Here is a 25,773-nt window from a genome sequence, read left to right as displayed (position 1 = left end):
TCCTTACGATTGAAGATCCAAAAACAAGCTAGCATGTGCATGTCCGGGAGCGCTATGGGTAACATGACCCGCACTCAAGACGCAGGAGACGCCGCATGAGCATCTTTCACCTCGCCTATCACGTCGATGATCTGGACGCCGCACGCCGCTTTTATGGCGAAACGCTTGGCTGCCGGGCCGGGCGCAGCACCGACACCTGGATCGACTTCAACTTCTTTGGCCATCAGATCTCGCTGCACAAGGGCGCGCCCTTTGAAACCGCCAAGACCGGCCGCGTCGGAGAGCATATGGTGCCTATGCCGCATCTCGGTGTGATCCTTCCGCAAGACGAATGGGTACGCCTTGCAGAGCGGCTGCATGACGCAGGCGTGGAATTCGAAATTCCGCCCACCACCCGGTTCAAAGGAGAACCGGGCGAGCAAAGCACCACGTTCTTCTACGACCCGGCCGGAAACCCGATCGAGGTCAAAGGCTTTGCCGATATGGACGGAGTGTTTGCAACATGATCAATGCGCTTTTTGCAGCCCGTCCGGAACGGTGGGACACCTATGAGCCAACCCTGCGCGCTGCGTTCGAGGCCGAGGGGCTCGCAGTCGATCTGCGCCAGGATTTCGCGCCCGAGGAGGTGGATTACATAATCTACGCGCCCAATTCAGACCTTCAAGACTTTCGCCCCTACACGCGCTGCAAAGCGGTCCTGAACCTCTGGGCCGGGGTGGAGAAGATCACCACCAATGAGACCCTGACCCAACCGCTCTGCCGTATGGTCGACCCTGGCCTGACGCAATCCATGATCGAATGGGTCACGGGCCATGTGCTACGGTATCATCTGGACATCGACCGCTCTCTCGCGCTGCAGAACAGCTGGTCGCCCTATATCCCGCCGCTTGCCGAAGAGCGCCCCATCACCATTCTCGGCCTCGGCGCTCTGGGCCAGGCCTGTGCCACCGCTTTGACGCAACTCGGCTTTCCCGTCTCCGGATGGTCGCGCACCGCCAAATCTGTTGCGGGCGTGACCTGTCACCACGGACCAGAGGGCCTGAATGCAGCGCTTGCGGAGGCGCAGATCGTTATCCTGCTTTTGCCGGATACGCCTCACACCCAAAACATCCTGAATTCGCAAAGCCTCGCTCGGCTGCCCAAGGGCGCACGCATCATCAACCCCGGCCGCGGCCCCCTGATCGACGACGAGGCCCTGCTCGCGGCGCTCGAAACGGGGCAGATCGCACATGCGACCTTGGATGTGTTCCGGATTGAGCCCCTGCCCGAGGATCATCCCTACTGGGCCCATCCCAAAGTCACTGTGACCCCTCACATCGCGGCTGAAACCCGCCCCATCACGGCCTCACGCGTGATTGCGGAGAATATTCGCCTCGGCGAAGCAGGTGAGGATTTTGTGCATCTCGTCGACCGGAACCGCGGCTATTGACGACGAAGGGCGCCCAACTTGGCGCCCCTCTTCATCTTTCCCAAATCTCCCCATCGGGGGCCGCGCCCCAGAAGGGGCGCTCACTTGGCGGCCAGCCCACGCCCTTTCAAAAGCGCGTCCACCCCCGGAAGTCGCCCCCGGAACGCCGTATACAGCTCAGCGGCATCCTCAGAGCCCCCTTTGGACAGAATGTGTGCCTCAAGCGCCGCAGCGCGTGCAGGATCAAAGGCGCCGCCGGCTTCGTCAAAGGATTCAAAAGCATCGGCGTCCATTACCTCTGACCACATATAGCTGTAGTAGCCCGAGGAGTACCCGTCGCCTGAGAAAACATGCGCAAACTGCGGCGTAGCATGGCGCATGACAATCGCTGCCGGCATGCCGATCTGTGCGAGAACCTCGGCCTGTTTGACCATCGGATCCTCGGGTGCGCTGCCATCATGAAATTCCAGATCCACCAATGCGGACGCCACATATTCGACGGTCTGGAACCCCATATTGAAGGTCGCAGCCCCAAGCACCTTGTCGAGCATCTCCTTCGGCATCGGCGCGCCGGTCTCTGCATGGGTGGCAAACTCCTGCAGTACCTCGGGCACCTCCAGCCAATGCTCATAGAGCTGGCTCGGGAGTTCCACAAAATCGCGCGCCACGGAGGTCCCGGAGACACTCTCATAGGTTACATTCGACAGCATCTGGTGCAGCGCATGGCCAAACTCGTGGAACAGCGTGCGCGCATCGTCATAGGATAACAGCGCCGGGTCGCCTTTGGCAAAGTTGCAGACATTGACCACGATTGGCGTCTGTTCCTCGGGGAATTTCGCCTGCGCACGCATAGCCGAACACCACGCTCCGGACCGCTTTGATCCCCGCGCGAAATAGTCCCCAATAAACACCGCCAGATGCTTGCCTTCCCGCGTAACCTCCCAGGCGCGGCAGTCCTTGTGATAAAGCGGCACATCAAGGGGTGCGAATTCCAGGCCAAACAGACGATTTGCGCAGGCAAAAGCCGCCTCAATCATCCGGTCGAGCTGCAGGTATGGTTTGAGTTCGGCTTCGTCGAGATCATGTTCGATCTTGCGACGTTTTTCGGCGTAGTAATGCCAATCCCAAGGCGCCAGATCGCCATTGATGCCGTCCTCATGCATCATCCGCGTCAACACCTCGGCGTCCTTGTCCGCCTGCGCCTTGGCTGGCCCCCAGACATCCATCAACAGCTCACGCACCGCCTCCGGCGTTTTGGCCATCTCGGTTTCCAGCTTGTAGGCCGCAAAATTCCTATAGCCCAAGAGCTTGGCCCGTTCTTCACGCAGCGACAGGATCTCTGCCGCAATCGCCCGGTTGTCATGTGCGCCGCCATTTGCCCCTCGTGCAGCCCAGGCCCGAAAGGCCTTTTCACGCAGGTCCCTGCGCGGCGAGAATTGCAGGAAGGGCGTCACAATAGAGCGCGCAAGTGTAATGACCGGCCCGGAAACGCCTTTTTCAGCCCCCGCGGTCCGTGCGGCCTTCACAACAAAATCAGGAAGCCCCTCAAGATCGTCTTCAGAGAGCTCCATGAACCAGTCCCGCTCATCCGCAAGCAGGTTCTGGGTGAAATTGGTTCCAAGCGTCGCAAGGCGGGATTTGATCTCCTGCATGCGGGTATCTTCCGCGCCATTGAGCGCCGCGCCGCCGCGCACAAACCCACGATGGGTGAGCATCAGGACACGGGCCTGTTCGTCGGTCAGGTCCAGAGTGTCGCGCTGGTCCCACACCGCCTGCACCCGTGCATAAAGCGCCTTATTGGCAGTGATGGCCGAGAAATGCGCCGCAAGTTTCGGAGAGAACGCGCGCTGGAGCGCCTCGCGCGCCGGGTTGCTGTCCGCCCCGGCCACCGAGAAAAACACCGACAGCACCTGTTCAAGTGGCTGGCATGGCGTCTCCAGAGCCTCGATCACATTGGCGAATGTGGGCGGCGCGGGGTCGGTGGCAATCGCGTCGATCTGCGCAGTATGCGCCTTTAGCGCCTCATCAAGCGCAGGCGCAAAATCTTCGTCGGAAATCTGATCGAACGGGGCAATCCCAAAGGGCGTTTGCCAGTCGCGAAGCAGCGGATTTGTCATATGAGGTCTCCTTTGCACCGACGCTAGCGCCTTCACCGGGGACCTGCAATCTGTCTGCAGTGTTTCGGTTTTCGCTGTCCTAAGACCCCAGATTGCCTAGCGATGCTCTTGCTTGCTGCGCAAGTGCCGCTCCAATGCGCGCAGGGCCAAAGACAGGGAAATCGTCATCGCCAGATAGATGAGCGCGACCATGTTGTAGGTCTCGAAATAGCGAAAGTTGCTGGCGGCCGTGACCTTGCCCAGCTGCGTGATGTCCAGAACGCCCAGCACGGACACCAGCGAGGAATCCTTGACCAGCGCGACAAAGTCATTGCCGAGCGGTGGCAGGATCGTGCGGATGGCCTGCGGGAACACCACAAAGCGGAACCGCTTCCAACCCGAGAGCCCGAGCGCCTTTGCCGCCTCGATCTGGCCGTCGGGCACCGACTGCAGACCGGCCCTGAAGACTTCGGCAATGAAGGCCGAATAGGCGATCATAAGGGCCACGATCGCGCGCCACAGGAGCGGGAAATTGCGGGTGCGAATGTCCTCAAGACCGAGAAAACCGCCAAGCCAGTTGCGCAGATCCACAAGCGCCGGAGCCAGTACAAAGGCCACATAGAGCAACAGCACGATGATTGGCACGCCGCGCACCACCTCGACGTAAAAGCGACAGACCTGCCGCAGCACCAGCCAACGCGATTCTGCCCCGAGTGCGAGCGCAAGACCCAGAGCCGAGGCGGAGAAGAAGCTCACAATCGTGACGAAGATGGTAATCCCAACGCCCCGCCACAGCGTGTTCATGATCTGTGCGTAGACGTCGCTCAATGCGACCTCAATGCCCAGATAGAGCGCGGTCAGTCCGACTGCGACCAGCCACCACGGGAAATCTTCTTTGTCTTCGCGCTTGTGGCGATTGGTCATGTGCTTGCCCTGTCACGACAAACCCCGGCCTGTGTTTGGCCGGGGCGGTATTGGAGTTCAGAAGGAAAGGCGCTTATTGGCCCATCTTGTAGTCGAGGAACCACTTCTTATTGAGCGCATCCAGCGTGCCATCGGCCTTCATCGCAGCAAGCGCGGCGTTCACGGGTTCCACCAGATCGCTGCCTTTGGGGAAGATAAAGCCAAAGTCCTCTGTGCCGAGCGGCTCACCAACGATTTTCAGTGCACCGTCAGAGGCCGCAACAACGCCACTTGCGGCGGTGCTGTCGGACAGAGCGAGATCCACATCACCTGCGCGCAGCGCCTGCAGCGAGGCGCCAAAGGTTTCAAACAGTTTGATCCGCGGGTTGGCTTCATCACCATCCAGCACATCATAGACGGTGACATAGAAGGGCGTGGTGCCGGGCTGCGCTGCCGCCAGGAGGTCCTCATCCGCGGCAAAGCCTGCTGCGTCCTCAAACCGGTCTTCGTCGCCCGCAACGATCATGCGCATCTGCGAGGTCAGGTAGCTCTCGGAGAAGTCGACCTTTTCCTTGCGGTCATCGCGAATGGTGATGCCATTCATGGCGACATCATACTGGCTTGCGGTGATCGCGGGGATCATCGCATCCCAGCTCGAATTCTCGTAGACCACGGTGATGTTGATGCGCTTGGCGATCTCGGCCACTGCATCATATTCCCAACCAATTGCCTCGCCGCTGTTGGGGTCGATGAACTGCAGAGGCGGATAGGTGTTTTCGGTCGCAAACACGACCTCGCGCCCTTCAAGATCCGGCAGATCGGCAGCCAGGGCGCCGGTGGCAAAGACAGCCGTTGCAAGGGCAGTCAGGGCAAAAGTGCGGGTCATATTCAGTTTTCTCCTGTCGGGGCCGGGGTGCCTGCATTGGGTCCGCAAATCGGACAATCGGCGCGCGCTTTCAACGCAATCCGGCGGGTTTCACCATAGAGACCATCGTAGATCAACATCTGCGCGCGCAAGACTTCTCCTGCGCCTGTGATCTGTTTCACGGCCTCCACAGCCATCATCGCGCCCAAAACGCCGGGCAAAGGTCCAATTACACCCGCCTCTGCACAGCTGGGCGCAAGGCCAGCGGCGGGGCTTTCGGGAAAAATACACTGGTAACACGGGCCGCCCGAGGCGGGATCAAAAACGGAGATCTGGCCTTCCCACTGCGACAAGGCGCCGGAAATCAGGGGTTTCCTCTGCGCAACCGCCGCCGCATTAGCCAGATAGCGAGTGTCGAAATTGTCAGTCCCGTCGAGGATCAGGTCATATTCCGCAAAGAGTTCCGATGCGATGTCCTCGCTGAGGCGACGATGATACGGACGGACGGTCACAAAAGGGTTTTGCGCCTCCATCGCGGCCTGAGCCGAGAAGACCTTGGGCATGCCAATATCGGCGTCACGATGGATGACCTGTCGTTGCAGATTGGCGTTCTCGACGCGATCATCGTCAATAACGCCGATGGTGCCGACGCCCGCAGCGGCCAGATACTGCAGCGCGGGAGCCCCCAGGCCACCCGCTCCGATCACCAGAACTCTGGCGTCTTTCAGGCGCTTTTGCCCAGCGCCTCCGACCTCGCGCAGGACGATGTGGCGGGCATAGCGGTCCAGTTCCGAGTCCCGAAACGGAGCAGCCGCCTCAGGCGCATCAGCACTGTCCTCGCGCGCATCCGCACGGTTGCGCAGCCGCTTCAACACGCGGCCATAGAGCGCAACCAAGGCCCCTGTCCCGGCAATCAGGAGCCACAGGCTCGCAGATCCCCCAGTGGCGGCACGCAATGGATTGCCTTCGGGCAAGGTCAGCTGGATGCTGAGAACCGCCAGGAACAAAAGACCGAGCAACGCCCAGCGCATCGACTGCGATGCCCCAAAGAGCCGCCCGCCCCACCAGATCAGCCCCGCAAGCCCCAGTACCAAAATCATGCGCCGGTCGCCCCCGAGCCGGTCGAGCCGAAGCCGCCCGCACCACGCTCCGTGCTGTTTGAGAATGTCTCGACCTCGTTCAAGGTCGCCCGCAGAACTGGCACAAACATGAGTTGCGCGATGCGTTCCCCCGGCTCGATCACGATCGGCGCGGCGCGCGGCGGGTTGCGGTTCCAGGCGCTGATGAACACTTCGCCAGTATAGTCGGCATCGATGAGGCCGACATTATTACCCATCACCAGCCCTTTTTTGTGACCAAGCCCGGACCGCGGCATCACAAGCGCGGCGCAGGACTGATCGCCCATGTAAAACGCCAGCCCCGAGGGGATCAGCACTGCAGGCGCCTGCGGCGCGATCTCTTTGGGGGCGTCGATACAGGCAAAAAGGTCAATCGCGGCAGAGCCTTGGGTCTGATAGCTGGGCATCCCCCAATCCCGGATACGCGGGTCAATGATTTTCACGTCTACCGCAAATGGCGATGCAGTCATCGGGGCGATCCTTCTGTCTCTGCGCGCGTGTCCTGTTCCGCGCCGTCCAATTCGCGACGTTTATGCCGCAAATCGGGTAGGAAACACCACTGGGTTTTCGACAGCGCCTGTAAATCAGGCCCACCCCACATGGCCCCATCCCATATCACGCCTAGACGATGGTGACGGCCACCCCGATGAGGTCCCGGCCTTCGCGCTCCCGAAACGGCGTGAATGTCATTTCATGCGATGCACCGCCAAACTCGGCGTTTTCGACCAGGGGCGCACTGGTACGGAAGACATGAGAAATCCGGGACGTCAGATCCGGCATCCCGTCAACGGGCGCGCATTGGCTGATGTGGATGCCCGACTTGGGAAGGGCGTCCAATTCGAACATCGTCATTGCCTGTCGCGAAGCGTGACGCACCTGCAGAGCCTGATCCACCACGATCATCACAAAAGGATTGGCCCGCAATACTGCACTGAGCTCCGCGCTCAGATGCTGGATCTCGCTGGAGTTGACCTGAATTTCCTCGTTGACGGTGATCAGCTCTTCATTGGTGGACTGCAATTCCTCGTTGGAGGTTTCAAGCTCCTCATTGGTGGATTGCAATTCCTCGTTGGCGGCCTGCATTTCCTCGTTGACCGACTGCAGTTCCTCGTTGGCAGTCTGCAACTCTTCGATGGTCTGCTGGAGCGCCTCGCGGGTAGAGATCACCTCGTCCTCGATCTGACGAATATAGCGATCCTGTTCCTCGGGATTGCGGCTCTCGGGCGGTGCGGCCTGCTCTTCCTTGATCCGAGATTCGACGCCGATCAGAACAATGCTGTTGCCGTCCATTTCACCGTCTGGCGCGGAGACGATAGGATAGCAGGTCAGACGCACCTGTTCATGCTTGGACCGTGGTAAGGGATGCCACTGGCCACTGCGCACACCGCGTGAGCGCAAGGTGACATTGATCAGACTTGAGGCTTCGCTGCGCAACTCCGGGAGCAGGATTTTGAGGTCCACCTGCAGCCCGGTGTTTTCCGTCAGTGCGGTCACAAATGAGATGTCGCCAATCACGCGCAGGATCGCGCCTGTGGCGCTGGCGAGGAAACCATTTGGGGCCAACACACGGATCAGGTTGTCAAATTGCCGTGTCGCACTGTGATGCTTGTTCTTGTCAGCCAGATACGGCAGCGCGGGCTGTTCCAAGGGGCGCCGAGCCGTTGCATCCTCGATGAACGGTTGCAGCGCGGGTTTGCGCGTCACGAGTCTTTTGCGGTAGATCCGGTCGGAGGTGCTGGTGGGTTCAAAGATCGTCTCCATCCCACCCACGGTTTCGGCAGCCCCAAGGAACAGCAGCCCATCAGGGACCAGAGCGTAACCGATCCGTGCGAGCACTTTGTCCTGCAAGGGCCCATTGAAATAGATCAGCAGGTTACGCAGGCTCACACAGTCGAGATTGGTGAACGGCGGATCCTGGATGACGTTGTGGCGCGAAAACAGGACAAAAGCTCGAAGCGCCTTTTTGACCTCGATGGTTTCAGTGCGCTCGACAAAATAGCGATCGACCAATTCCTCCGGAATGTCATTGATCGCAGAGATCGGATATTCCCCACGTCGCGCCACATCCAGTGCATGCTGGTCAATATCGGTGGCAAACACCTGCAATCGGCGCTGGGATACTTTTTCAAGGCCGCCCATCGCTTCCAAAAACAGGATTGCAACCGAATAGGCTTCTTCGCCTGTGGCGCAGCCAGACACCCAGACGCGAACCGTTCGCTGATCGGATGAGGATTCGAGCTTTGCAACCAGCTTTTGAATATCGGCCTTCAGGGCATCAAATTGCTGGGGATCGCGAAAGAACCGCGTTACGGAGATCATCAGATCCTTATAAAGCGCATCCACTTCAGCAAGGTCGCTGCGGCAAAAATCCACATAGGCGTTGTATTCCGAAAAACCGAGGGCCAGCATCCGACGCGCAATGCGGCGGTTGATGGTCGACGCCTTGTATTCGCGAAAATCCACACCGGTGCGCGCCGTCAGGATCTGGAACAGATCAGACAGGTGATTTGGCTTTTGATGCAGCTCCTGCAATTCGGTGAAATCCCGGGGACGGGAAAGGATTTTCCCCAAGTGCTCACCGATTTCACGCGGACGAAGCGTCAGATCAACGCAGCCGGTTTGCAACGCAGAGGCCGGCATCCCGGAATACTTGGAACTCTCGGGATCCTGTGCAATGGTAATGCCGCCCACCTCGCGAATGGCGCGCACCCCATAGCTGCCATCACTCCCAGTGCCTGAGAGAATAATCGCGGCGCAGTTTTCGCCGCATTCCTCGGCCATGGTTTTCAACAACAGATCCGCAAGCGGTTTTGGCTGCCCGCGCAGCCCGCTCGGTGCTCGCAGCCCTAGCTGGCCACCTTCGGTGACGATGACGTCATGGCCGGGCATCACCACATAAATCGTGTTGGCCTCCGGCCAGATGTCCGCATCGGGCGTCAGCTCACGAACCGGCAATCTCGTTTCGCGAGAAATCAACGCACTGAGCATGCTCTTGTGATTTGGCGACATATGCTGGGCAATCACATAGGCCGCTTCATTTTGCTCTCCGAGCTCCTGAACCAGTTCGGACAGAGCCTCAAGCCCCCCAGCGGAAGCAGCGATACCAACCAAAAAAGGAATACTTCGGTCGCTCATTGATGTGTCCTCTGGGACGAAACCCTGCTCTATTGCCACCCGCCGCATACGGCGGCGAATTCAAGCCTTGCCCGGACGCTTCGATACGACGTGGAAGGAACTCTGACAGCCGCGCAGAATTACGCTAGCACGGACCGGCACCGGTGAAAATCACTTAAAGTTCAAAAATTTATACCGGCGAGGACTCAGCCGGCTGCGTTTTGACCCAAAAGCGTGACCGCAGCTGCGCGGATCACTTCCTCACGGGCTGGCATCTGGAGGACCAACCCGCGGCGTGGCGGCGGCACGAGTTCCTGCAGCCCTTCGGAGTCGACCATCAGCAGGGTTGGAACCATCCGCGCATCCGCCTCAGCCACTGCGCGCTTGCACACCCCCGAACGCAGCCGCAGCCCCAGAAAGCACAGCTTGAAGTCCCGCTCCCGGAGCATCTGGCAGGCATCCACCTCGCTCAGGGAAAGGTACGGATCCCCAAGCCGATACATCCGGATCATATTGCACAAGAGCTGTCCAAGCGTGATGTCATCTTCAAGCACCAGAATGTCACCCGCCGGCTGCGTCATCTCGTGCAGTCCTTTGCAAACCCAAAGGGTGTCGCGCTTGGCAATCTCTCCCCACAACAACACATATATGACACCTCCAATGGAATTGAGCATAGACCGCTGGATGGTTTTAGCCGTTAACTTATTAAATCCCTACTGCCTTAGCATAAAAAAGCGAGGGTCGAATTTTACGCTAGGCGAGAAAAAAGGAGAGAACATATCGACGCCGAATTGAAGGCAATCAATTTTTCCGGATCTTATCCCCCCGAAACTGGCGGGGTGAGTGTAGCTGCAATTTTTTCCGCCAGGCGCTGCGCCACCTGGTCTTTTGGCATACGAGGCCAATGCTCTTCGCCCTCGGCGGTAATCAAGATCACGGCGTTTTCGGCTCCCCCCATGATGCCAGTCGCGGGGGAAACATCGTTCGCAACAATCCAGTCGCAGCCCTTGCGCAGGCGTTTTGCCGTTGCGTGTTCGACAACATCATTGGTTTCGGCGGCGAAGCCAACCACAAGGTCGGGACGATCCTGCGTCTGAGAGGCCACCTCGCGCAGAATGTCGGGGTTTTCCTCAAACGCGAGACGGGGCATCCCATCTTTGGTTTTCTTAAGCTTGCGGTCAGAAGCAGAGGCCACGCGCCAGTCGGCTACAGCCGCCGCAAAAACCGCGGCATCCGCGGGCAGCGCCGCCTGAACAGCCGCGTGCATGTCGCTGGCGGTTTCAACGGGCACCACCTGCACCCCCTCCGGCGGGCGCACCGTTGCAGGGCCCGTGATAAAGACCACCTCCGCCCCCAGTGCCCGCAGAGCACGGGCCACCGCCGTGCCCTGCGCCCCGGAGGATCGGTTGGCGATATACCGCACCGGGTCGATGGGCTCGTGAGTGGGACCAGAAGTTACGATGATGCGCTTGCCCGCGAGCGGCCCGGCGGCAAGACGCGTGGTGATTGCCGCGATGATCTCCTCCGGCTCGGCCAGTCGCCCGGCGCCATACTCACCGCAGGCCATTCCGCCTTCATTCGGGCCGACCACGGAAACACCGTCATTTCTAAGCTGGGTCAGGTTGCGCTGGGTGGCAGGATGCTCCCACATCCGCACGTTCATCGCGGGCGCCAGCAAAATCGGCGTATCCGTCGCCAGCAACAAGGTGGAGGCGAGGTCATTTGCATGACCCTGCGCCATCTTCGCCATCAGATCAGCCGTCGCCGGAGCCACCACCAGAAGATCGGCACTCCGCGAGAGCTGGATATGGCCCATTTCCGCCTCGGCGGTGAGGTCAAACAAATCTCGGTGCACGGCGTTCCCCGCAAGCGCGGAAACAGACAGAGGGGTGACGAATTCCTCTCCGGCGCGGGTCAGAACCGGCGTCACCCGCGCGCCCTGATCCTGCAGTCGCCGGATCAGTTCCAAAGACTTATAGGCTGCAATCCCACCGCCAATGATCAGCAGAATATGTTTTCCTGACAGCATGATGGGCCCTCGATCCTTGCCTTTGCTCGGCAAACTTATGCCCTCCCCCCCCCTAGTGAAAGGGGAAAACGAGGGCAAAGGCCAAGGCTACATGTGTATCTTGCGGGCTGCCTTGCCTCAGTAAAAGGCCGCGCAGGGATCAGGGCGTGCGATGGGCGCCGCATTCCGGACGAGATCAAACTCGCCTCGGATCTGCCCATCCTCGGCTTGCCCCAGAGACAAGAGATCAAGGTCGGGTGCCGCGTAGCGCAGATACACCGGCGCTCCACGATCGAGCCGCGCGTGTCCGTTGCCCGTCACAATGACGACGGGCCCTTCAGCGCCCGCAGGTGCGGCCTCGCGCGCAAGAAGCGCCACACGAGCCAGCGTCGCGTCCCGGAGCCGCTGCACCTCCACCATTCCAGGGAGAAGATCATAGGGCAATGCATTGCAATGCGCCGCTTGCTGCTCGGCCTCGCGCGCAGCTTGTTCCTCTTGAGACAGTGCCAGATCCAGCCCAAAGCGGGCCGCATCCTCTACCCCGAAAAACGCGACCGCCCCCTTGGCAACGGCGTCTCGCGCCACCGACCGCGGGACCGCCGCGCCCCAATGCTGCGCCTCCGGGGCCGCCTCAAACAGAGGCTGATACATAGCAAACGCGGGCCAACCGCTTTCGCCCCAGTCGAGCACCTCGCCCAACCCTGCCGGGTCCGATAGCGCATCCGGCGTAAGTCGCGCCGCCTGATCCTCGGTGAGCATCTCCCAGACCACCGCCACAGGCGCAATTTCAGCTATCACCTCGGACTGGACCTTGTGATGCGCCGGGTTGTCGTGGATCTCGCCAAGCAAGACCACATCGGCCTGCTTGGCTTCCTCGATGATATGCGCCAGCTTTGTCTCCGCAAGCGCTTGGGCGTTTGTAATAAAAGGCAAAAGTGCAAGAACTGCTGCCAGATGAAATTGCCGACCTCCAGGTCCGCGCCTAAAATGCATATTCCTCATGCAAGGAAGTTCTGCACCTCACGGGACTGACCTTCAAGGCTCTTTCTCATCTTTGAGAAGGCGGCGGCTTCCAGCTGACGCACGCGCTCTTTTGACAGTCCCAATTCATTGCCGAGGCTCTCCAGAGTGCGCGCCTCTTCTCTCAGTTTGCGCTCGCGCACGATAAAGCGCTCGCGCTCATTGAGACCATTCAGCGCCGAGAGCAGCCACTCGCGCAGCTGGCGACGATCATGATCGGCCTCCACGCGGTCCGCAGCCTGTTCGCTGTCATCTTCCAAGGCGTCGATCCACTCGCGCCCGTCCTCGTCTGCCGACTGCACTGCGTTCAGCGAGAAATCAGCACCCGCGAGGCGGCCGTCCATCATCTCGACATCGCGCAGCGGCACGCCGATCTCTTCGGCAACCATCTGCATCAGCTTGTGACGGTCGAGTTCCACGCCTTCGCCGGCTGCCTCGCGCTCGAGTTGCGCCTGCACACGGCGCATGTTGAAGAACAGGGACTTCTGCGAGGAGGTCGAGCCAGTGCGCACCATCGACCAGTTGCGCATCACGTAGTCCTGAATGGACGCCTTGATCCACCAGACCGCGTAGGTCGAGAACCGCACGCCGCGGTCGGGATCAAATTTCTCTGCCGCCTTCATCAGGCCAAGCCCTGCCTCTTGGATGAGATCATTCATCGGAGCGCCGTAGCGGCGGAATTTTGACGCCATCGACACTGCGAGCCGCATGTAGGCTGTGATCAGACGATGGAGCGCCTGCACGTCCTTCTCATCGCGCCATGCGTAGGCCAACGCCAATTCCGTCTCTGCATCCAGAAGCTCGGCTTTCATGGCCTGCTTCGGGAGGGGGTTCTTGGTGGTCTCGTCCAGTGCCATTTTAAACTCCCTGTTCTAAGAACTACGTTGACAACGTGCGAGGGTCGGCTTTGGTTCAAAAATAATCTGTCGGATATTCAAAAGATGCTCTATGCATCCTGGTCGCCGGCGAAACTACGGATCATTCGGGCATGGGCGTCTTGGCGCATGATGCTCAACGCGCCTACAACTTTGAGGATACGCAAATTGGCCAGCAAAGTCACAATCATTCTCGGCGGCGCAGCGTCGGGCAAATCTGCGTTTGCTGAGCAAGCTTGTGTTAAGACAGGGAAAAGCAGGGTTTACTGGGCGACTTCACAAATATTTGACTCTGAAATGCAGGAGAAGGTCGCGCGCCACGTCGATCAGCGTGGCGCCGGCTGGACCACCATCGAAGAGCCCTATGAAGCCAAAACGGCGCTTGGCGCCGCTCAACCACATGATGTGGTCTTGATGGATTGTGCGACCATGTGGCTCACCAACCATCTGCTTGCGGAAAATGACCTCGAGAAAGAGACCCGCGTCCTGCTGGAAGCGATCAAAGACTGCCCCGCCGAAGTTGTCGTCGTCACCAACGAGACCGGTCTTGGGATTGTTCCCGAGAATGCGCTGGCACGGCGGTTTCGCGAGGCGCAGGGACGCTTGAATATTGCGCTCGCCGCTGCGGCGGACACGGTGGTATTGGTCGCAGCGGGGCTGCCAATGACGCTGAAAGGCACGACATGATTACGCGTTTTCACATGATACGCCATGGCCCGACCCACGCCAAATCCATGGTGGGCTGGTCGGATTTGCCCGCAGACCTCTCTGATACGGCGATGCTGTCTCGGCTGTCGCGCGCCCTCCCCGACACGGCGGTGGTTATTTCGTCAGATCTGAGCCGAGCCGTTGCCACGGCAGATGCGATCCAGGGATCACGCACCCGCCTGCCCCATACCTCAGATTTGCGCGAAATCCATTTTGGAGATTGGGAACTGCGCCGTTGGAGCGAGATCGACGCCGAGGACCCGGACCACATTCGCGCCTTTTGGGAGAAGCCCGGAGACGTCGCCCCCCCAAATGGCGAGAGTTGGAACAGGCTGATGCAACGGGTCTCGCGACAGTTCGACAGGCTTGCAGAGACCTACAGGGGTCAGGATGTTGTTGTCGTGGGCCACTTCGGCCAGATCCTCTGTCAGGTGCAACGCGCCCTGGGCCTCACGGCGACCGAGGCTTTTGCCCACAAAATCGACAACCTGTCCCTGAGCCGGATAGATCACGAGAGCACGGGATGGAGTGCCGGAGCGATCAATCAAATTTTGTGATGCGTGAGCGCACAAACATTAGCTTTCCTGATGTATGTGGCGTCGCTAATCTCTCCCCATGACATACACACTCTATATTGCAGATCGCATGTATTCCAGCTGGTCTTTGCGCGGCTGGCTCATGCTCGAGAAGTTCTCCCTGCCCTACGACACGCGGCTGGTGGGACTTTACAACGGAACCATGGCGCAGGACCTTGCCGAGGTTGCACCGGCTCGATTGGTGCCCACGCTGGTCCTGCCGGATGGCACCGTGGTTGGCGAAACCATGGCCATGGCTGAGACCCTCGCCGAGCGTCACCCCAAAGCCGGGCTCTGGCCCGCATCAGAAGCCAGTCGGGCCACGGCGCGCTGGCTCTGCGCAGAGATGGCGGCGGGGTTCGGGGCCTTGCGGTCGGCCTGCCCCATGCAGCTTGGTCATATCTGGCAGGGATTTGAGCCTTCGGAGGCCGTTCTCAGCGATCTAAGCCGACTGGAGACACTCTTCGCCCACGCGCGTGCGGTCTCTGGCCACGCACGGGGCCCTCTTTTTGGCGCTTATAGCCTTGCCGATGTATTTTACACCCCAGTTGCGGCACGGGTCATCGGATTTGACCTCCCGGTCTCTACAGAAACCCGCGCCTACTGTGTGGAGCTTCTGAGCGATCCAGCGGTGCTTGCGTGGCAGGCGGAAGCGCGCAAAGTCCACTACGACCCGGAACCCTATGCGCTGGATCTGGAGCGCAAACCCTGGGCGCTGTGATCCCAGCCTGCGATTTCGCGCTGGACTTACGCCACCCTTAACCAATCGGTAACCACGTTTTTAAATGCTGCTCCCTATGGGCCTGTTTTGAGGCACCGCAGGGGGCGGCCATGATTTCACGTGCACAAACTGTTGCATTTCAAGGTGTTGAAGCCTGTCCGGTTGAGGTTCAATGTGCCGTCGCCCCGGGGCTTCCGGCGTTTTCCATCGTGGGCCTTCCCGATAAGGCCGTCAGCGAAGCCCGCGACCGGGTGCGATCAGCCTTGGCGGTCATGTCGATTGCCTTGCCCGCGAAACGGATCACCATCAACCTATCGCCAGCCGATCTCCCCAAAGAGGGCAGCCATTTTGATCTTCCAATCGCAGTCGCGCTGCTGACGGCTTTGGAAATCCTGCCACCGGAAGCTGCCGAAGAGACCCTCTCGCTTGGTGAGCTGTCGCTGGATGGAACCTTGGTCGCAATCACCGGCGCCTTGCCCGCCGCCTTAACAGCCGCCGAACAACAGCGCACGCTGCTCTGCCCCAAGAGCTCCAGCGCGGAGGCAGCCTGGGTCGAAGCTGCAACCGTAATTGGTGCGGCGTCGCTCTCAGACGCAATCCGCCATTTCACCGGACAAGGCATCCTTGCACCAGCCCAGCCGGGCGAGGTGTTGGATGACCCGCTCGAGAAGGATCTCGCCGATGTCAAAGGCCAGGAGGGTCCGCGCCGTGCACTCGAGATTGCCGCTGCAGGACGCCATCACCTGCTGATGAGCGGCCCACCGGGCGCGGGGAAATCTATGCTTGCGGCGCGGCTGCCCTCGATCCTACCACCGCTTTCACCCGGGGAGGCCCTGGAGACTTCGATGATCCAATCCATCTGTGGCCTGATCGAAGCCGGGGGCGTCAGCCGCGCGCGCCCGTTTCGCGCGCCTCATCACACCGCCTCCATGGCCGCCATCGTGGGGGGCGGGCGTCGTGCGCACCCCGGAGAGATCAGCCTCGCGCATAATGGGGTGCTGTTCCTCGACGAGCTGCCGGAATTTGCACGCGCCGTCCTTGAGACCCTTCGGCAACCGCTGGAAACGGGTGACGTGATGGTGGCCCGCGCCAATGCTCATGTGCGCTATCCAAGCCGCTTCATGCTTGTGGCAGCGGCCAACCCCTGCCGTTGTGGCTATCTGACCGACCCTGCCCGCGCCTGCCCCCGCGCGCCGGGGTGCGGTGCAGATTACATGGGCCGGATTTCAGGGCCGTTGATGGACCGGTTTGACCTGCGCATCGAGGTCGAGCCCGTCGCCTTTGCCGATCTCGAACGCAGTCGCCCCGGCGAGAGCTCTGCCAGTGTTGCGAGCCGCGTTGCGCAAGCGCGCGCGCTTCAGGGGGAACGCTATGCCGCCTGCGACGGCACCCATACCAATGCGGATGCAGAGGGTGAGATGCTGGAAAAAGTCGCAGAGCTGGGCACCGACAGTCGCGCGCTCCTGCTCCAAGCTGCCGAGCAGTTTGGCCTGAGTGCGCGCGGCTATCACCGGGTCCTGCGCGTGGCCCGCACCATTGCGGATCTGGATGCCGAAGCGCAGATCGCCCGCGATCATGTAGCCGAGGCACTGTCCTACCGCCTGCCCAGTTAGCGCGCAGCAAACGCCGCGCGTGCAAAATCGGCAATCTCCCTCAGCGACTGACGGGCCTCGGGGACCCAGCCCTGAAACAGATGCCAGACATGTGGTGCGCGGGGATGCCGCCTCTCCAAAACGTCAGCGTCAAAACCCCTGAGGCGTTCTGCCATCCGGCGGCAATCATCAAACAGGATTTCCGTCTCGCTATACTGCAGCAAGACCGGCGGGCAGGTGGGGAACTCTGCAAAAAGTGGCGACACCCGCGGGTCCGCGTCATCGGCGCCTTCGGGCAGGATATAGCCCACAAGTTCCCGGATACGCTCTGCGGGCAGGAGCGGATCTCGCTCTGCATTGCCCTGCAGGCTGTCGCCACTCAGGCTCAGATCGCACCAGGGCGACATCGCAAACGCGGCCGCAGGCGGCGTTGCCGCGTGGCATAGATAGGACAGCAGCGCGAGCGCCAGGCCGCCACCGGCAGAATCGCCGCCCAACACCACATCCGACGGCGCGTAACCCGCAGCCATCAGATGCTCCCAAGATGCCACGGCGCCCTCGAACGCCGCCGGAAAAGGATGTTCGGGGGCCAGCGGATACGCCGGCGCGCAGACCTCAAGCTGCGAAAGCCCTGACAGCTGCCCGAGCATGGCTGCATGCGTATGCGGGCCACCGGCCACATAGCCACCGCCATGAAAATAAAGAATAATTTTGCCATGCAGGCGCGGACCACAGTGGATCCGGTCAAGCCCCGCCCGGTCCTTGATGCGACAAAGGAAGGGCGGCGCCCGGAATGTCACCGCTGCCGCGCGGTCAAAGGCTCGGCGCGCCTCTAGCGGGCCATGCGCACGGCGCAGGCGGGGCCGCACCACATGGCGCAGCCCAACCAATAGCAAATCAAGCGCAAGACTCACGCAACGCGCGCCTCAATCGCCTCCCAGACTTTTTCCGCGATATTGACGCCGTTAAAGCGCTCAAGCTCCTGAATTCCGGTCGGAGAGGTCACGTTGATCTCTGTCAGATAATCGCCGATCACGTCGATGCCGACAAACACCTGCCCCTTCTCCTTGAGGAGCGGTCCAATCGCGGCACAGATCTCCAGATCGCGCTCCGTGAGCCCGATTTTTTCAGGCCGCCCGCCCACATGCATGTTGGACCGTGTCTCGCCCGCCGCGGGCACGCGGTTGATGGCGCCCACCGGCTCCCCGTCGACGAGGATGACGCGCTTGTCACCATTTGAAACATCCGGGAGGAATTTCTGCACAATGAGAGGCTCCCGGCTGAAGCCGGTAAAGAGCTCATGCAGCGACGACAAGTTGCGGTCATTGGCATCCAGACGGAACACCCCGGCACCACCATTACCGTAGAGCGGCTTCAGGATCACATCGCCATGTTTGGCCTTGAAGGCCTTGATGGTCTCAAGATCGCGCGCAATCGTCGTCGGCGGCGTGAGATCAGGGAAGTTCAGAACCAGCAGTTTCTCAGGGTAGTTGCGCACCCAGAAGGGATCATTGACCACAAGCGCCTGGCCCTTCAGACGATCCAAAAGATGCGTCGAGGTGATGTAATGCATGTCAAACGGCGGATCCTGGCGCAGCCAGACCACGTCGAAATCTGCCAGGTCTACCTCCCGCAGCTCTCCGAGCGTCGCCGGCGTGCCCTCGACACGCTGCACCACCATGTCATGCCCGCGCGCCGTGATGCGCCCTTCCTGGTAGGCAAGCTGATCCGGGCTGTAATAGAACAGCTCGTGACCGCGCTTCTGGGCCTCTTCCGCAAGACGAAAGCTGCTGTCGGCGTTCACATCGACGCCCATGATCGGGTCCATCTGAAATGCGATTTTCATAATATGTGTCCCTTGTTTCACAACAGATACATGGCGTAGGCGCTGGCCATGTTCAATGGCTCAGCCGTGGCCATAGGCATTTTCGATAATCTCCACCTCGCCCGCGCCCCAGACCAGCACAACATCCAACCGCGCCGGGGTCAGTTGGCCCAAGGGTTCGCCCTCAAGAAAGGCACCCGCGCTGTTGAAAACCCGCTGCATCTGCGCGGGTTTGATGCGTGCCGCGGCTTTGTCGCGGGTGGTGCTGGATTTCACTTCGGCGAAGATCACGGTCTCTCCGTCTCGAAGGATCAGATCGATTTCGCCATGCGGGCCGCGCCAGCGACTCTTCACAAGGGTAAGACCTCGCGCCAGATAGGCACGGATCGCGATCTCTTCGGCAGCCGCGCCCGCAAAATGAGCGTTCTGCCCTCTTGCGCGTGCGTTCTGCGTCATGACTTCTATCCTTGATCTTCGCGCGCGATCTGCAGCGCTTGTTGATAGATTTTGCGGCGCGGCTCACCATGGGCTTCGGCGACAATCGCTGCTGCGTCCTTGACAGAGTTCTCCCGCAACGCGGCCCGCAGATCCGCCTCCAGATCAGCAGCCGTGACTGTCGCCGCGCGCTGGCGGTCCACGAGGATCACGATTTCACCCTTTACCGGTGCTTCGGCAAGCCCGGAGGCAAGCTCAGCAAGCGGCCCTCGGCGCACCTCTTCAAATTTTTTGGTAAGCTCACGACAGAGGGCCGCGTCGCGCGCGCCAAGGACCTCTGCCATATCGGCCAGCGAGGCGGCAACGCGCTTGGGTGATTCGTAGAAAACGAGCGTGCCGGGGATATTTGCGACCTCCTGCAGTCGCTTGCGCCGCGCCCCGCTGGCGTTCGGCAAAAAGCCTGCAAAGAAAAACGCATCTGTCGGCAGCCCCGCCAATGTCAGCGCACAAAGCGCCGCCGATGCCCCCGGTGCGGCGGTGACCAGATGGCCAGCTCGCGCGGCCTCGCGGCTCAGATCATACCCCGGATCTGCAATCATCGGCATACCTGCCTCGGATGCATAGGCCACCGACTTGCCCGCCGCGAGATCCGCCATCAGGCGCGCCCGCGCGCCCGTGCCGGAATGGTCGTGATAGGCCACCACCGGACGATCCCCGAGCGGGACCCCGTGGATGTCGAGCAACTTGCGCATCGAACGTGTGTCTTCGGCTGCAATCACATCGGCGGACGCCAATATGTCAAGCGCACGCAACGTGATGTCACGGGCCGTGCCGATGGGCGTTGCGACGAAGTACAACCCCGGCGGTAAACTGACGATTTTATGATTCACGCTGGACCCGCTTTTCTGGTCGTCTATGATCGCTCCAAACCAAAACGGGTACGCCTCGCATATCGTTGCGGCCCGGAACAGGGAGTTTATGCGCTTTATGTTTGCTGTTTTCAATCGGGCCCGCAAGATTGCTTTGACCGCCACCGCAGTTGTTGCCTCTGCATTTGTCGCCGCCTGTGACCCCGGAGCATTGTCCGGCGGGGGGCCGACCATCAACACCTCCAAACCTGTGCCTGTCGCACTGCTGGTACCGCGCGGTTCGGCACAGCATGGTGATGGCGTTCTGGCCCAGAGCCTTGAAAATGCAGCCCGCCTCGCGATTGCGGATCTGAACGGCGTAGAGGTGGACCTGCGTGTCTATGACACCGCGGGCAACCCTGAAACCGCCGCTGCCGTTGCCTCGCAAGCGGTGCAGGACGGCGCGCGCATCATTCTTGGTCCGGTCTATGCCGAAGCCGCAAATGCCGCAGGGATTGCCGCCGCAAAGCGCGGTGTGAACGTGCTGGCCTTCTCGAACAATGCCTCGATCGCGGGCGGCAACGTGTTCGTTCTGGGCTCGACCTTTGAGAACTCCGCCAACCGCTTGACCCAATATGCCAAACGCCAGGGCAAGAACTCCATGGTGGTTGTGTCGGGCAATAATGCCGCCGGACAGGCCGGGCGTTCTGCCATTCAGCAGGCCGCCGTGCAGAGTGGCATGACCATTACGGGCAACGTCAGCTATGAGCTGTCGCAGCAGGGTGTGATCAACGCGATCCCGACCATTAGCCAGAATGTGCGTCAGAACAAAGCGGACGTGATGTTCATGACCGCGACCACCGCAGGCGCGCTGCCGCTGTTGTCGCAGCTGTTGCCCGAAGCCGGTGTCACGCCAGAAGACGTGCAGTACATGGGCCTGACCCGTTGGGACATCCCCGCGCAGACGCTTGAACTGCCCGGAGTTCAGAACGGCTGGTTCGCCCTGCCCGACCCACAGAAGTCTGCCTCTTTCCGTGCACGTTATCAATCCGCATATGGCGCGGCACCGCACCCGATCGGTGGTCTGGCCTATGACGGGATCGCCGCCATTGGCGCGCTGGTCAGCTCTGGCAACTCCGGGGCGCTCACCGGTGCGGCTCTGACACAACCCGCAGGTTTCCAGGGCACAGGGGGTATTTTCCGCCTGCGCCCGGATGGCACCAGTGAACGTGGTCTCGCCATCGCAACGATCCAGGACAAGAAAGTCTTCATCATTGACCCAGCGCCACGAAGCTTCCCCGGAGCCGGTTCCTGAACCGACCAACACTCTCGACAAAACCCATCCTGAACCTCTGGGGTCGCTCATCTGCGACCCCAGTGCGATTTTCGATGCCGATGCAATTCGGCTTCGGATCAAGGAGTTGGCGCAGGACCATCAGGGCGCGGAGTTCCGTGCCGCTGTTGTTGCGCTCTTGCGAGAGGCCAACAAGTCCGGGCGCAGTGCAATTGCCGAGGCCTTTGAGCTGCAGCCCTTTGCGGCGCGCGAATTGGCGCGGTCTTATACCTATCTGACGGATGGGCTGGTCACATCAGCACAGATGGCCGCTGTTGAGGTGCTGCACCCCATTGCCACCCCCACCACGGGCGAACGGATTTCCGTCTTTGCCGTGGGCGGCTATGGCCGCGGTGAGATGGCGCCGTTTTCCGACGTCGACCTCTTGTTCCTCACCCCCTACAAGATCACCGCATGGGCCGAGAGCGTGATCGAATCCATGCTTTACATCCTGTGGGACCTGCGCCTGAAGGTCGGCCATTCCAGCAGGACGATCAAAGACTGCATCCGGCTCGGCTCTGAGGATTTCACCATCCGCACCGCCATGCTTGAGCACCGCTTTCTGGCCGGTCACGGACCGCTTGCAGCCGAACTCGAAGCGCGGCTGGCGAAGGATCTCTTCGCCAAGGATTCTGCCGAATTCATCGATGCCAAGCTGGCGGAGCGTGATGCGCGCCACCTCAAGCAGGGTGAGCGCTACATGGTCGAGCCCAACGTGAAAGAAGGCAAGGGCGGCCTGCGCGATTTGCAATCGCTCTTCTGGATCGCCAAGTATCTCTACAAGGTGCAGGACGTGGCCGAGCTGGTGCCACTTGGCCTGTTTCGCCCCGAAGAGTTCGACTTCTTTGCCAAGGCCGAGAATTTTCTCTGGGCGGTACGTGCCCATCTGCACCTCAGTGCGGGGCGCGCCACCGAACAGCTGACCTTTGACATGCAGGTGCAGGTCGCCGAACGCATGGGTTATGAGGACACCTCCGGCCGGCGCGCAGTCGAGGTCTTTATGCAGGACTATTTTCGCCACGCCACGCAGGTGGGCGATGTCACCCGCATCCTGCTCTCGAAACTGGAAGACAGCCAGCTGAAGAGCGAGCCGCTGCTGGAGCGTATTTTCCGACGCAAGCCGCGCGTGAAACCGGGCTATCGGATTCACCACAACCGGCTCGAGATCGCGGACCCTGAGAGTTTTCTTGAGGACAAGCTGAACCTCCTGCGCATGTTCGAAGAAGCTTTGCGCACGGGGCTCCTGCTGCATCCTGACAGTATGCGACTGGTGCGGGCCAATCTGCATCTCATCGACGACGAGATGCGCAACTCTCCGGATGCTCAGCGGATCTTCCTCGACCTTCTTCTGAAACACGGCAACCCGGAACGCGTTCTGCGGCGTATGAACGAACTGGGTGTCCTATCGACCCTGATCCCGGAGTTTGAACCCATCGTGGCGATGATGCAGTTCAACATGTATCACTCCTACACGGTGGACGAGCACACGATTCAGGTGATCTCCAATTTCTCAGCCATTGAGCGGGGCGAACTCGAGAACGAGCTGCCGCTGTCGTCCTCACTGATCAAGCAAGGCGTTAATCGCAAGGTGCTGATCATCGCCATGCTGCTGCATGACATTGGCAAGGGACGCCCGCAGGACCACTCCATTCTTGGCGCGCAGATCGCCCGCAAGGTCGCGCCTCGGCTGGGGCTCAACAAATCCGAATCCGAGACGGTGGAATGGCTGGTGCGCTATCACCTCCTGATGTCGGATACGGCACAAAAACGCGACATTGCCGACCCGCGCACGGTGCGCGATTTTGCCAAAGCCGTGCAGACGGTCAAACGGCTGGATCTCTTGTTGCTGCTCACGGTCTGCGACATTCGCGGCGTCGGCCCTGATACCTGGAACAACTGGAAAGCGGTTCTCTTGCGCGCGCTTTACAGCCAGACACGCGACGCGATGGAAAACGGACTGGAGGCCTTCAACCGCGAGCACCGCGGCACCGAGGCCAAGAAACGCCTGCGCACGGCCCTGCCCGACTGGGAAAAGGCCGCTGTCAAACGCGAAACCGCCCGCCATTATCCGCCCTATTGGCAAGGGTTGCATGTCACCGCGCATGTGGATTTTGCCGAAATGCTGCGCGAGATCGACGCGCTGGATGATCCGTCGGCCATGCTGGTGCGCCTGCACCCGGATGAAGACCGTGATGCCACCCGCGCCTGTTTCGTGATGCCGGATCATCCTGGAATCTTCGCGCGGATAGCGGGCGCGCTGGCGCTTGTCGGCGCCAATGTCGTCGACGCGCGCAGCTACACCACCAAGGACGGGTTTGTGACCGATGCCTTCTGGATTCAGGATGCAGACGGTCACCCGTTCGAGGCCTCTCGCCTCCCGCGCCTGCGTAGCATGATCGAAAAGACACTGCGGGGCGAAGTGATCGCCCGCGACGCGCTGAAATCGCGTGACAAGATCAAAAAGCGCGAACGCGCCTTCCGTGTGCCGACCCATATCACCTTTGATAACGATGGCTCCGATATTTACACGATCATTGAAGTGGACACCCGCGATCGCCCCGGCCTGCTCTATGATCTGGCGCGCACGCTTGCGGCCTCGAATGTCTATATTGCCAATGCGGTGATCGCGACCTACGGCGAGCAGGTGGTAGACAGCTTTTATGTGAAAGACATGTTTGGCTTGAAATATCACTCGGCCTCCAAGCAACAGTCGCTGGAGAAAAAGCTGCGCGAAGCCATCGTAGACGGTGCAAAACGGGCGGATACATGAAGCCGATCAAACTGATGTCCGGCTTTCTGACCGTCGGCTTCTGGACACTCGCAAGCCGGGTTCTCGGGTTTCTGCGCGAGATCCTGATTGCGGCCTATATCGGCCCCGGCTTGCTCGGAGATGCGTTCTATGCCGCCTTCCGCCTGCCCAATCTGTTTCGCCGGTTCTTTGCCGAGGGCGCATTCAACGCCGCCTTTGTGCCGATGTTTGCAAAACGCTGGGAAGCGGACGAGAATCCGCAAGGGTTTGCGCAGGATGCGTTTAACCTGCTTGCGGCAGCTGTCTTGGGGCTTACGGCTCTGGGCATGGTCTTCATGCCGTTTCTGGTTTGGTTGACCGCGGGCGGCTTTGAAGGCGATGCGCGGTTTGATCTGACGGTTGGCTATGGCCGGATCGTCTTCCCCTATATCCTCTGCATGTCGCTTGCTGCGTTGTTTTCAGGTGTCTTGAATGCCACTGGTCGTTTTGCCGCTGCAGCAGCGGCACCCGTGCTTTTGAACATCTTTGCCTGCGCCGCCATGATTGCGGGAGCCTTGCAGGGGCAGGCCGTGATTGACTGGCTTGTCTGGGTGATCCCGCTTGCGGGGATTGCTCAGCTGGCCCTGGTCTGGGTCGCCGCCGCCCGTGCAGGGATTTCCCTGCGCCCGGGCATGCCGCGTCTCACGCCGGACATGAAACAGCTTGTGCGCGTGGCGCTGCCCGCTGCCCTCGCGATGGGGGTCACGCAGGTCAACCTGGTGGTCGGGCAAGCCGTGGCCTCTGCCTATCAGGGCGCCGTGTCCTGGCTCTCGCTGGCGGATCGGCTCTATCAACTGCCCCTTGGCGTGGTGGGGATCGCCGTTGGCATCGTGCTTTTGCCGGATCTGTCGCGCCGCTTGCGTGCGGGCGACGATGAAGGCGCGCGGGATGCGTTTTCGCGTGCCGGAGAGTTCTCGCTCCTTTTGACGATCCCCGCCGCCGCGGCGCTTATCGCTATCCCTGTGCCACTGGTCTCCGTGCTTTATGAACGCGGCGCAACCGGCGCGGAGGATGTAGCGGCGATTGCCATGGCTGTGGCGATCTATGGCGCTGGCCTGCCGGCCTTTGTGCTGCAAAAGGTACTGCAGCCACTCTTTTTTGCCCGCGAGGACACGCGCAGCCCGTTTCACTATGCCCTAGTGGCGATGGTGGTGAACGCAGTGCTTGCAGTGGGCCTGCAACCTCTTGTGGGCTGGCTTGCCCCCGCCATCGCCGCTCCGGCTGCAGGCTGGGTCATGGTGCTGCAACTCTGGCTTGGGTCGCGGCGCATGGGAGAGGCGGCGCAATTTGATGCACGCTTCCAGCGACGTTGCCTGCGCATTGTGCTGGCCTCCGTTGCGATGGGCGTGGTGCTGCTGGGCGCTGCGACCATTCTAAGCGACGTGCTGTCGCTGGCGTATTGGCGTTACCTTGCGCTTCTGGCGCTGATCGTGGTGGGTGCCGTAGCCTATTTCACGATTGGTCAGATCATCGGCGCCTTCCGTCTGTCGGAGTTCAGATCGGCCCTGCGGCGCGGCAAAGCCTGACCGCAGGGGTCGCCA

Annotated in this window: 23 protein-coding genes; 9 read left to right on the top strand and 14 right to left on the bottom strand. The window is 60.7% G+C overall.

Annotation, left to right across the window (positions count from 1 at the left end; genetic code table 11):
- Window positions 1–95 precede the first annotated feature (95 nt).
- Both ACZ1HH_RS02370 and ACZ1HH_RS02365 read left to right on the top strand, forming a co-directional pair.
- A complete protein-coding gene (locus ACZ1HH_RS02370) occupies window positions 96–506 on the top strand; it encodes a VOC family protein (RefSeq protein WP_472637207.1) in 411 nt (136 codons plus the stop codon).
- Window positions 503–1,429, top strand: coding sequence for a 2-hydroxyacid dehydrogenase (locus ACZ1HH_RS02365; protein WP_472637206.1), 927 nt, complete (start codon window positions 503–505; stop codon window positions 1,427–1,429). The genes ACZ1HH_RS02370 and ACZ1HH_RS02365 overlap by 4 nt, the downstream gene beginning before the upstream one ends.
- 80 nt (window positions 1,430–1,509) lie before the next feature.
- Here the strand turns inward: ACZ1HH_RS02365 and ACZ1HH_RS02360 are convergent, their stop codons facing one another.
- The 10 genes from ACZ1HH_RS02360 to ACZ1HH_RS02315 all read right to left on the bottom strand — a co-directional run bounded on the left by ACZ1HH_RS02360 (window position 1,510) and on the right by ACZ1HH_RS02315 (window position 13,389).
- Complete coding sequence (locus ACZ1HH_RS02360; protein ID WP_472637205.1) at window positions 1,510–3,525, bottom strand: M3 family metallopeptidase; 2,016 nt, start codon at window positions 3,523–3,525, stop codon at window positions 1,510–1,512.
- Window positions 3,526–3,621: 96 nt separating this feature from the next.
- On the bottom strand, window positions 3,622–4,428 hold the full coding sequence (locus tag ACZ1HH_RS02355) for an amino acid ABC transporter permease (RefSeq protein ID WP_011537812.1): 807 nt from the start codon (window positions 4,426–4,428) through the stop codon (window positions 3,622–3,624).
- A gap of 73 nt (window positions 4,429–4,501) precedes the next feature.
- On the bottom strand, window positions 4,502–5,293 hold the full coding sequence (locus tag ACZ1HH_RS02350; protein ID WP_416367936.1) for a transporter substrate-binding domain-containing protein: 792 nt from the start codon (window positions 5,291–5,293) through the stop codon (window positions 4,502–4,504).
- Between the two features lie 2 nt (window positions 5,294–5,295).
- Window positions 5,296–6,372: a HesA/MoeB/ThiF family protein gene (locus ACZ1HH_RS02345; protein ID WP_011537810.1), complete on the bottom strand. Its 1,077-nt coding sequence runs from the start codon at window positions 6,370–6,372 to the stop codon at window positions 5,296–5,298.
- Window positions 6,369–6,860, bottom strand: coding sequence for a dUTP diphosphatase (gene dut, locus ACZ1HH_RS02340; RefSeq protein ID WP_472637204.1), 492 nt, complete (start codon window positions 6,858–6,860; stop codon window positions 6,369–6,371). The genes ACZ1HH_RS02345 and dut overlap by 4 nt, the downstream gene beginning before the upstream one ends.
- 151 nt (window positions 6,861–7,011) lie before the next feature.
- A complete protein-coding gene (locus ACZ1HH_RS02335) occupies window positions 7,012–9,525 on the bottom strand; it encodes a CheR family methyltransferase (RefSeq protein ID WP_472637203.1) in 2,514 nt (837 codons plus the stop codon).
- 185 nt (window positions 9,526–9,710) lie between these two features.
- Window positions 9,711–10,085 carry a hypothetical protein gene (locus ACZ1HH_RS02330; protein WP_472637202.1) on the bottom strand — a complete coding sequence of 125 codons (375 nt, stop codon included), beginning with the start codon at window positions 10,083–10,085 and terminating at the stop codon, window positions 9,711–9,713.
- 236 nt (window positions 10,086–10,321) lie between these two features.
- A complete protein-coding gene (coaBC, locus tag ACZ1HH_RS02325; protein WP_487320352.1) occupies window positions 10,322–11,533 on the bottom strand; it encodes a bifunctional phosphopantothenoylcysteine decarboxylase/phosphopantothenate--cysteine ligase CoaBC in 1,212 nt (403 codons plus the stop codon).
- A gap of 117 nt (window positions 11,534–11,650) precedes the next feature.
- Window positions 11,651–12,514 carry a ChaN family lipoprotein gene (locus ACZ1HH_RS02320; RefSeq protein WP_011537805.1) on the bottom strand — a complete coding sequence of 288 codons (864 nt, stop codon included), beginning with the start codon at window positions 12,512–12,514 and terminating at the stop codon, window positions 11,651–11,653.
- Window positions 12,511–13,389 (bottom strand): RNA polymerase factor sigma-32, encoded by an 879-nt coding sequence (locus ACZ1HH_RS02315; protein WP_011537804.1) that lies wholly within the window; start codon window positions 13,387–13,389, stop codon window positions 12,511–12,513. The genes ACZ1HH_RS02320 and ACZ1HH_RS02315 overlap by 4 nt, the downstream gene beginning before the upstream one ends.
- 84 nt (window positions 13,390–13,473) lie before the next feature.
- Here ACZ1HH_RS02315 and cobU point away from each other — a divergent pair, with 84 nt between their 5' ends.
- The 4 genes from cobU to ACZ1HH_RS02295 all read left to right on the top strand — a co-directional run bounded on the left by cobU (window position 13,474) and on the right by ACZ1HH_RS02295 (window position 17,024).
- The gene (gene cobU / locus ACZ1HH_RS02310; RefSeq protein ID WP_472637200.1) at window positions 13,474–14,094 is read left to right on the top strand and encodes a bifunctional adenosylcobinamide kinase/adenosylcobinamide-phosphate guanylyltransferase; all 621 of its coding nucleotides are present in this window, start codon (window positions 13,474–13,476) and stop codon (window positions 14,092–14,094) included.
- A complete protein-coding gene (locus tag ACZ1HH_RS02305; RefSeq protein ID WP_416367927.1) occupies window positions 14,091–14,672 on the top strand; it encodes a histidine phosphatase family protein in 582 nt (193 codons plus the stop codon). The genes cobU and ACZ1HH_RS02305 overlap by 4 nt, the downstream gene beginning before the upstream one ends.
- A gap of 58 nt (window positions 14,673–14,730) precedes the next feature.
- Entirely contained in the window at window positions 14,731–15,411 is a 681-nt protein-coding gene (locus tag ACZ1HH_RS02300; protein ID WP_472637199.1) for a glutathione S-transferase family protein, read from the top strand.
- 110 nt (window positions 15,412–15,521) lie between these two features.
- Window positions 15,522–17,024, top strand: coding sequence for a YifB family Mg chelatase-like AAA ATPase (locus ACZ1HH_RS02295; RefSeq protein WP_472637198.1), 1,503 nt, complete (start codon window positions 15,522–15,524; stop codon window positions 17,022–17,024).
- Here ACZ1HH_RS02295 and ACZ1HH_RS02290 read toward each other — a convergent pair.
- From ACZ1HH_RS02290 to rsmI, 4 genes are read right to left on the bottom strand one after another with little or no spacing between them, the layout of a single operon-like run.
- Entirely contained in the window at window positions 17,021–17,917 is an 897-nt protein-coding gene (locus ACZ1HH_RS02290) for an alpha/beta hydrolase fold domain-containing protein (RefSeq protein ID WP_472637197.1), read from the bottom strand. The genes ACZ1HH_RS02295 and ACZ1HH_RS02290 overlap by 4 nt on opposite strands.
- Complete coding sequence (gene gshB / locus ACZ1HH_RS02285) at window positions 17,914–18,849, bottom strand: glutathione synthase (protein WP_416367923.1); 936 nt, start codon at window positions 18,847–18,849, stop codon at window positions 17,914–17,916. Before gshB ends, ACZ1HH_RS02290 begins: the two co-directional genes overlap by 4 nt.
- A gap of 60 nt (window positions 18,850–18,909) precedes the next feature.
- Window positions 18,910–19,284 (bottom strand): YraN family protein, encoded by a 375-nt coding sequence (locus ACZ1HH_RS02280; protein WP_416367922.1) that lies wholly within the window; start codon window positions 19,282–19,284, stop codon window positions 18,910–18,912.
- A gap of 5 nt (window positions 19,285–19,289) precedes the next feature.
- Entirely contained in the window at window positions 19,290–20,153 is an 864-nt protein-coding gene (gene rsmI / locus ACZ1HH_RS02275; RefSeq protein WP_472637196.1) for a 16S rRNA (cytidine(1402)-2'-O)-methyltransferase, read from the bottom strand.
- A gap of 97 nt (window positions 20,154–20,250) precedes the next feature.
- Here rsmI and ACZ1HH_RS02270 point away from each other — a divergent pair, with 97 nt between their 5' ends.
- The 3 genes from ACZ1HH_RS02270 to murJ are packed head-to-tail and all read left to right on the top strand — an operon-like array spanning window position 20,251 to window position 25,758.
- On the top strand, window positions 20,251–21,426 hold the full coding sequence (locus tag ACZ1HH_RS02270; RefSeq protein WP_472637195.1) for a penicillin-binding protein activator: 1,176 nt from the start codon (window positions 20,251–20,253) through the stop codon (window positions 21,424–21,426).
- A complete protein-coding gene (locus tag ACZ1HH_RS02265; protein WP_044026665.1) occupies window positions 21,386–24,214 on the top strand; it encodes a [protein-PII] uridylyltransferase in 2,829 nt (942 codons plus the stop codon). Before ACZ1HH_RS02270 ends, ACZ1HH_RS02265 begins: the two co-directional genes overlap by 41 nt.
- Window positions 24,211–25,758, top strand: coding sequence for a murein biosynthesis integral membrane protein MurJ (gene murJ / locus ACZ1HH_RS02260; RefSeq protein ID WP_472637194.1), 1,548 nt, complete (start codon window positions 24,211–24,213; stop codon window positions 25,756–25,758). The genes ACZ1HH_RS02265 and murJ overlap by 4 nt, the downstream gene beginning before the upstream one ends.
- Window positions 25,759–25,773: the final 15 nt, after the last annotated feature.

It is taken from the genome of Epibacterium sp. HA2-3, assembly GCF_055693725.2.
The sequence above is the reverse complement of the archived record's forward strand: the minus strand, read 5'-3'. Positions and strand labels throughout refer to the sequence as shown.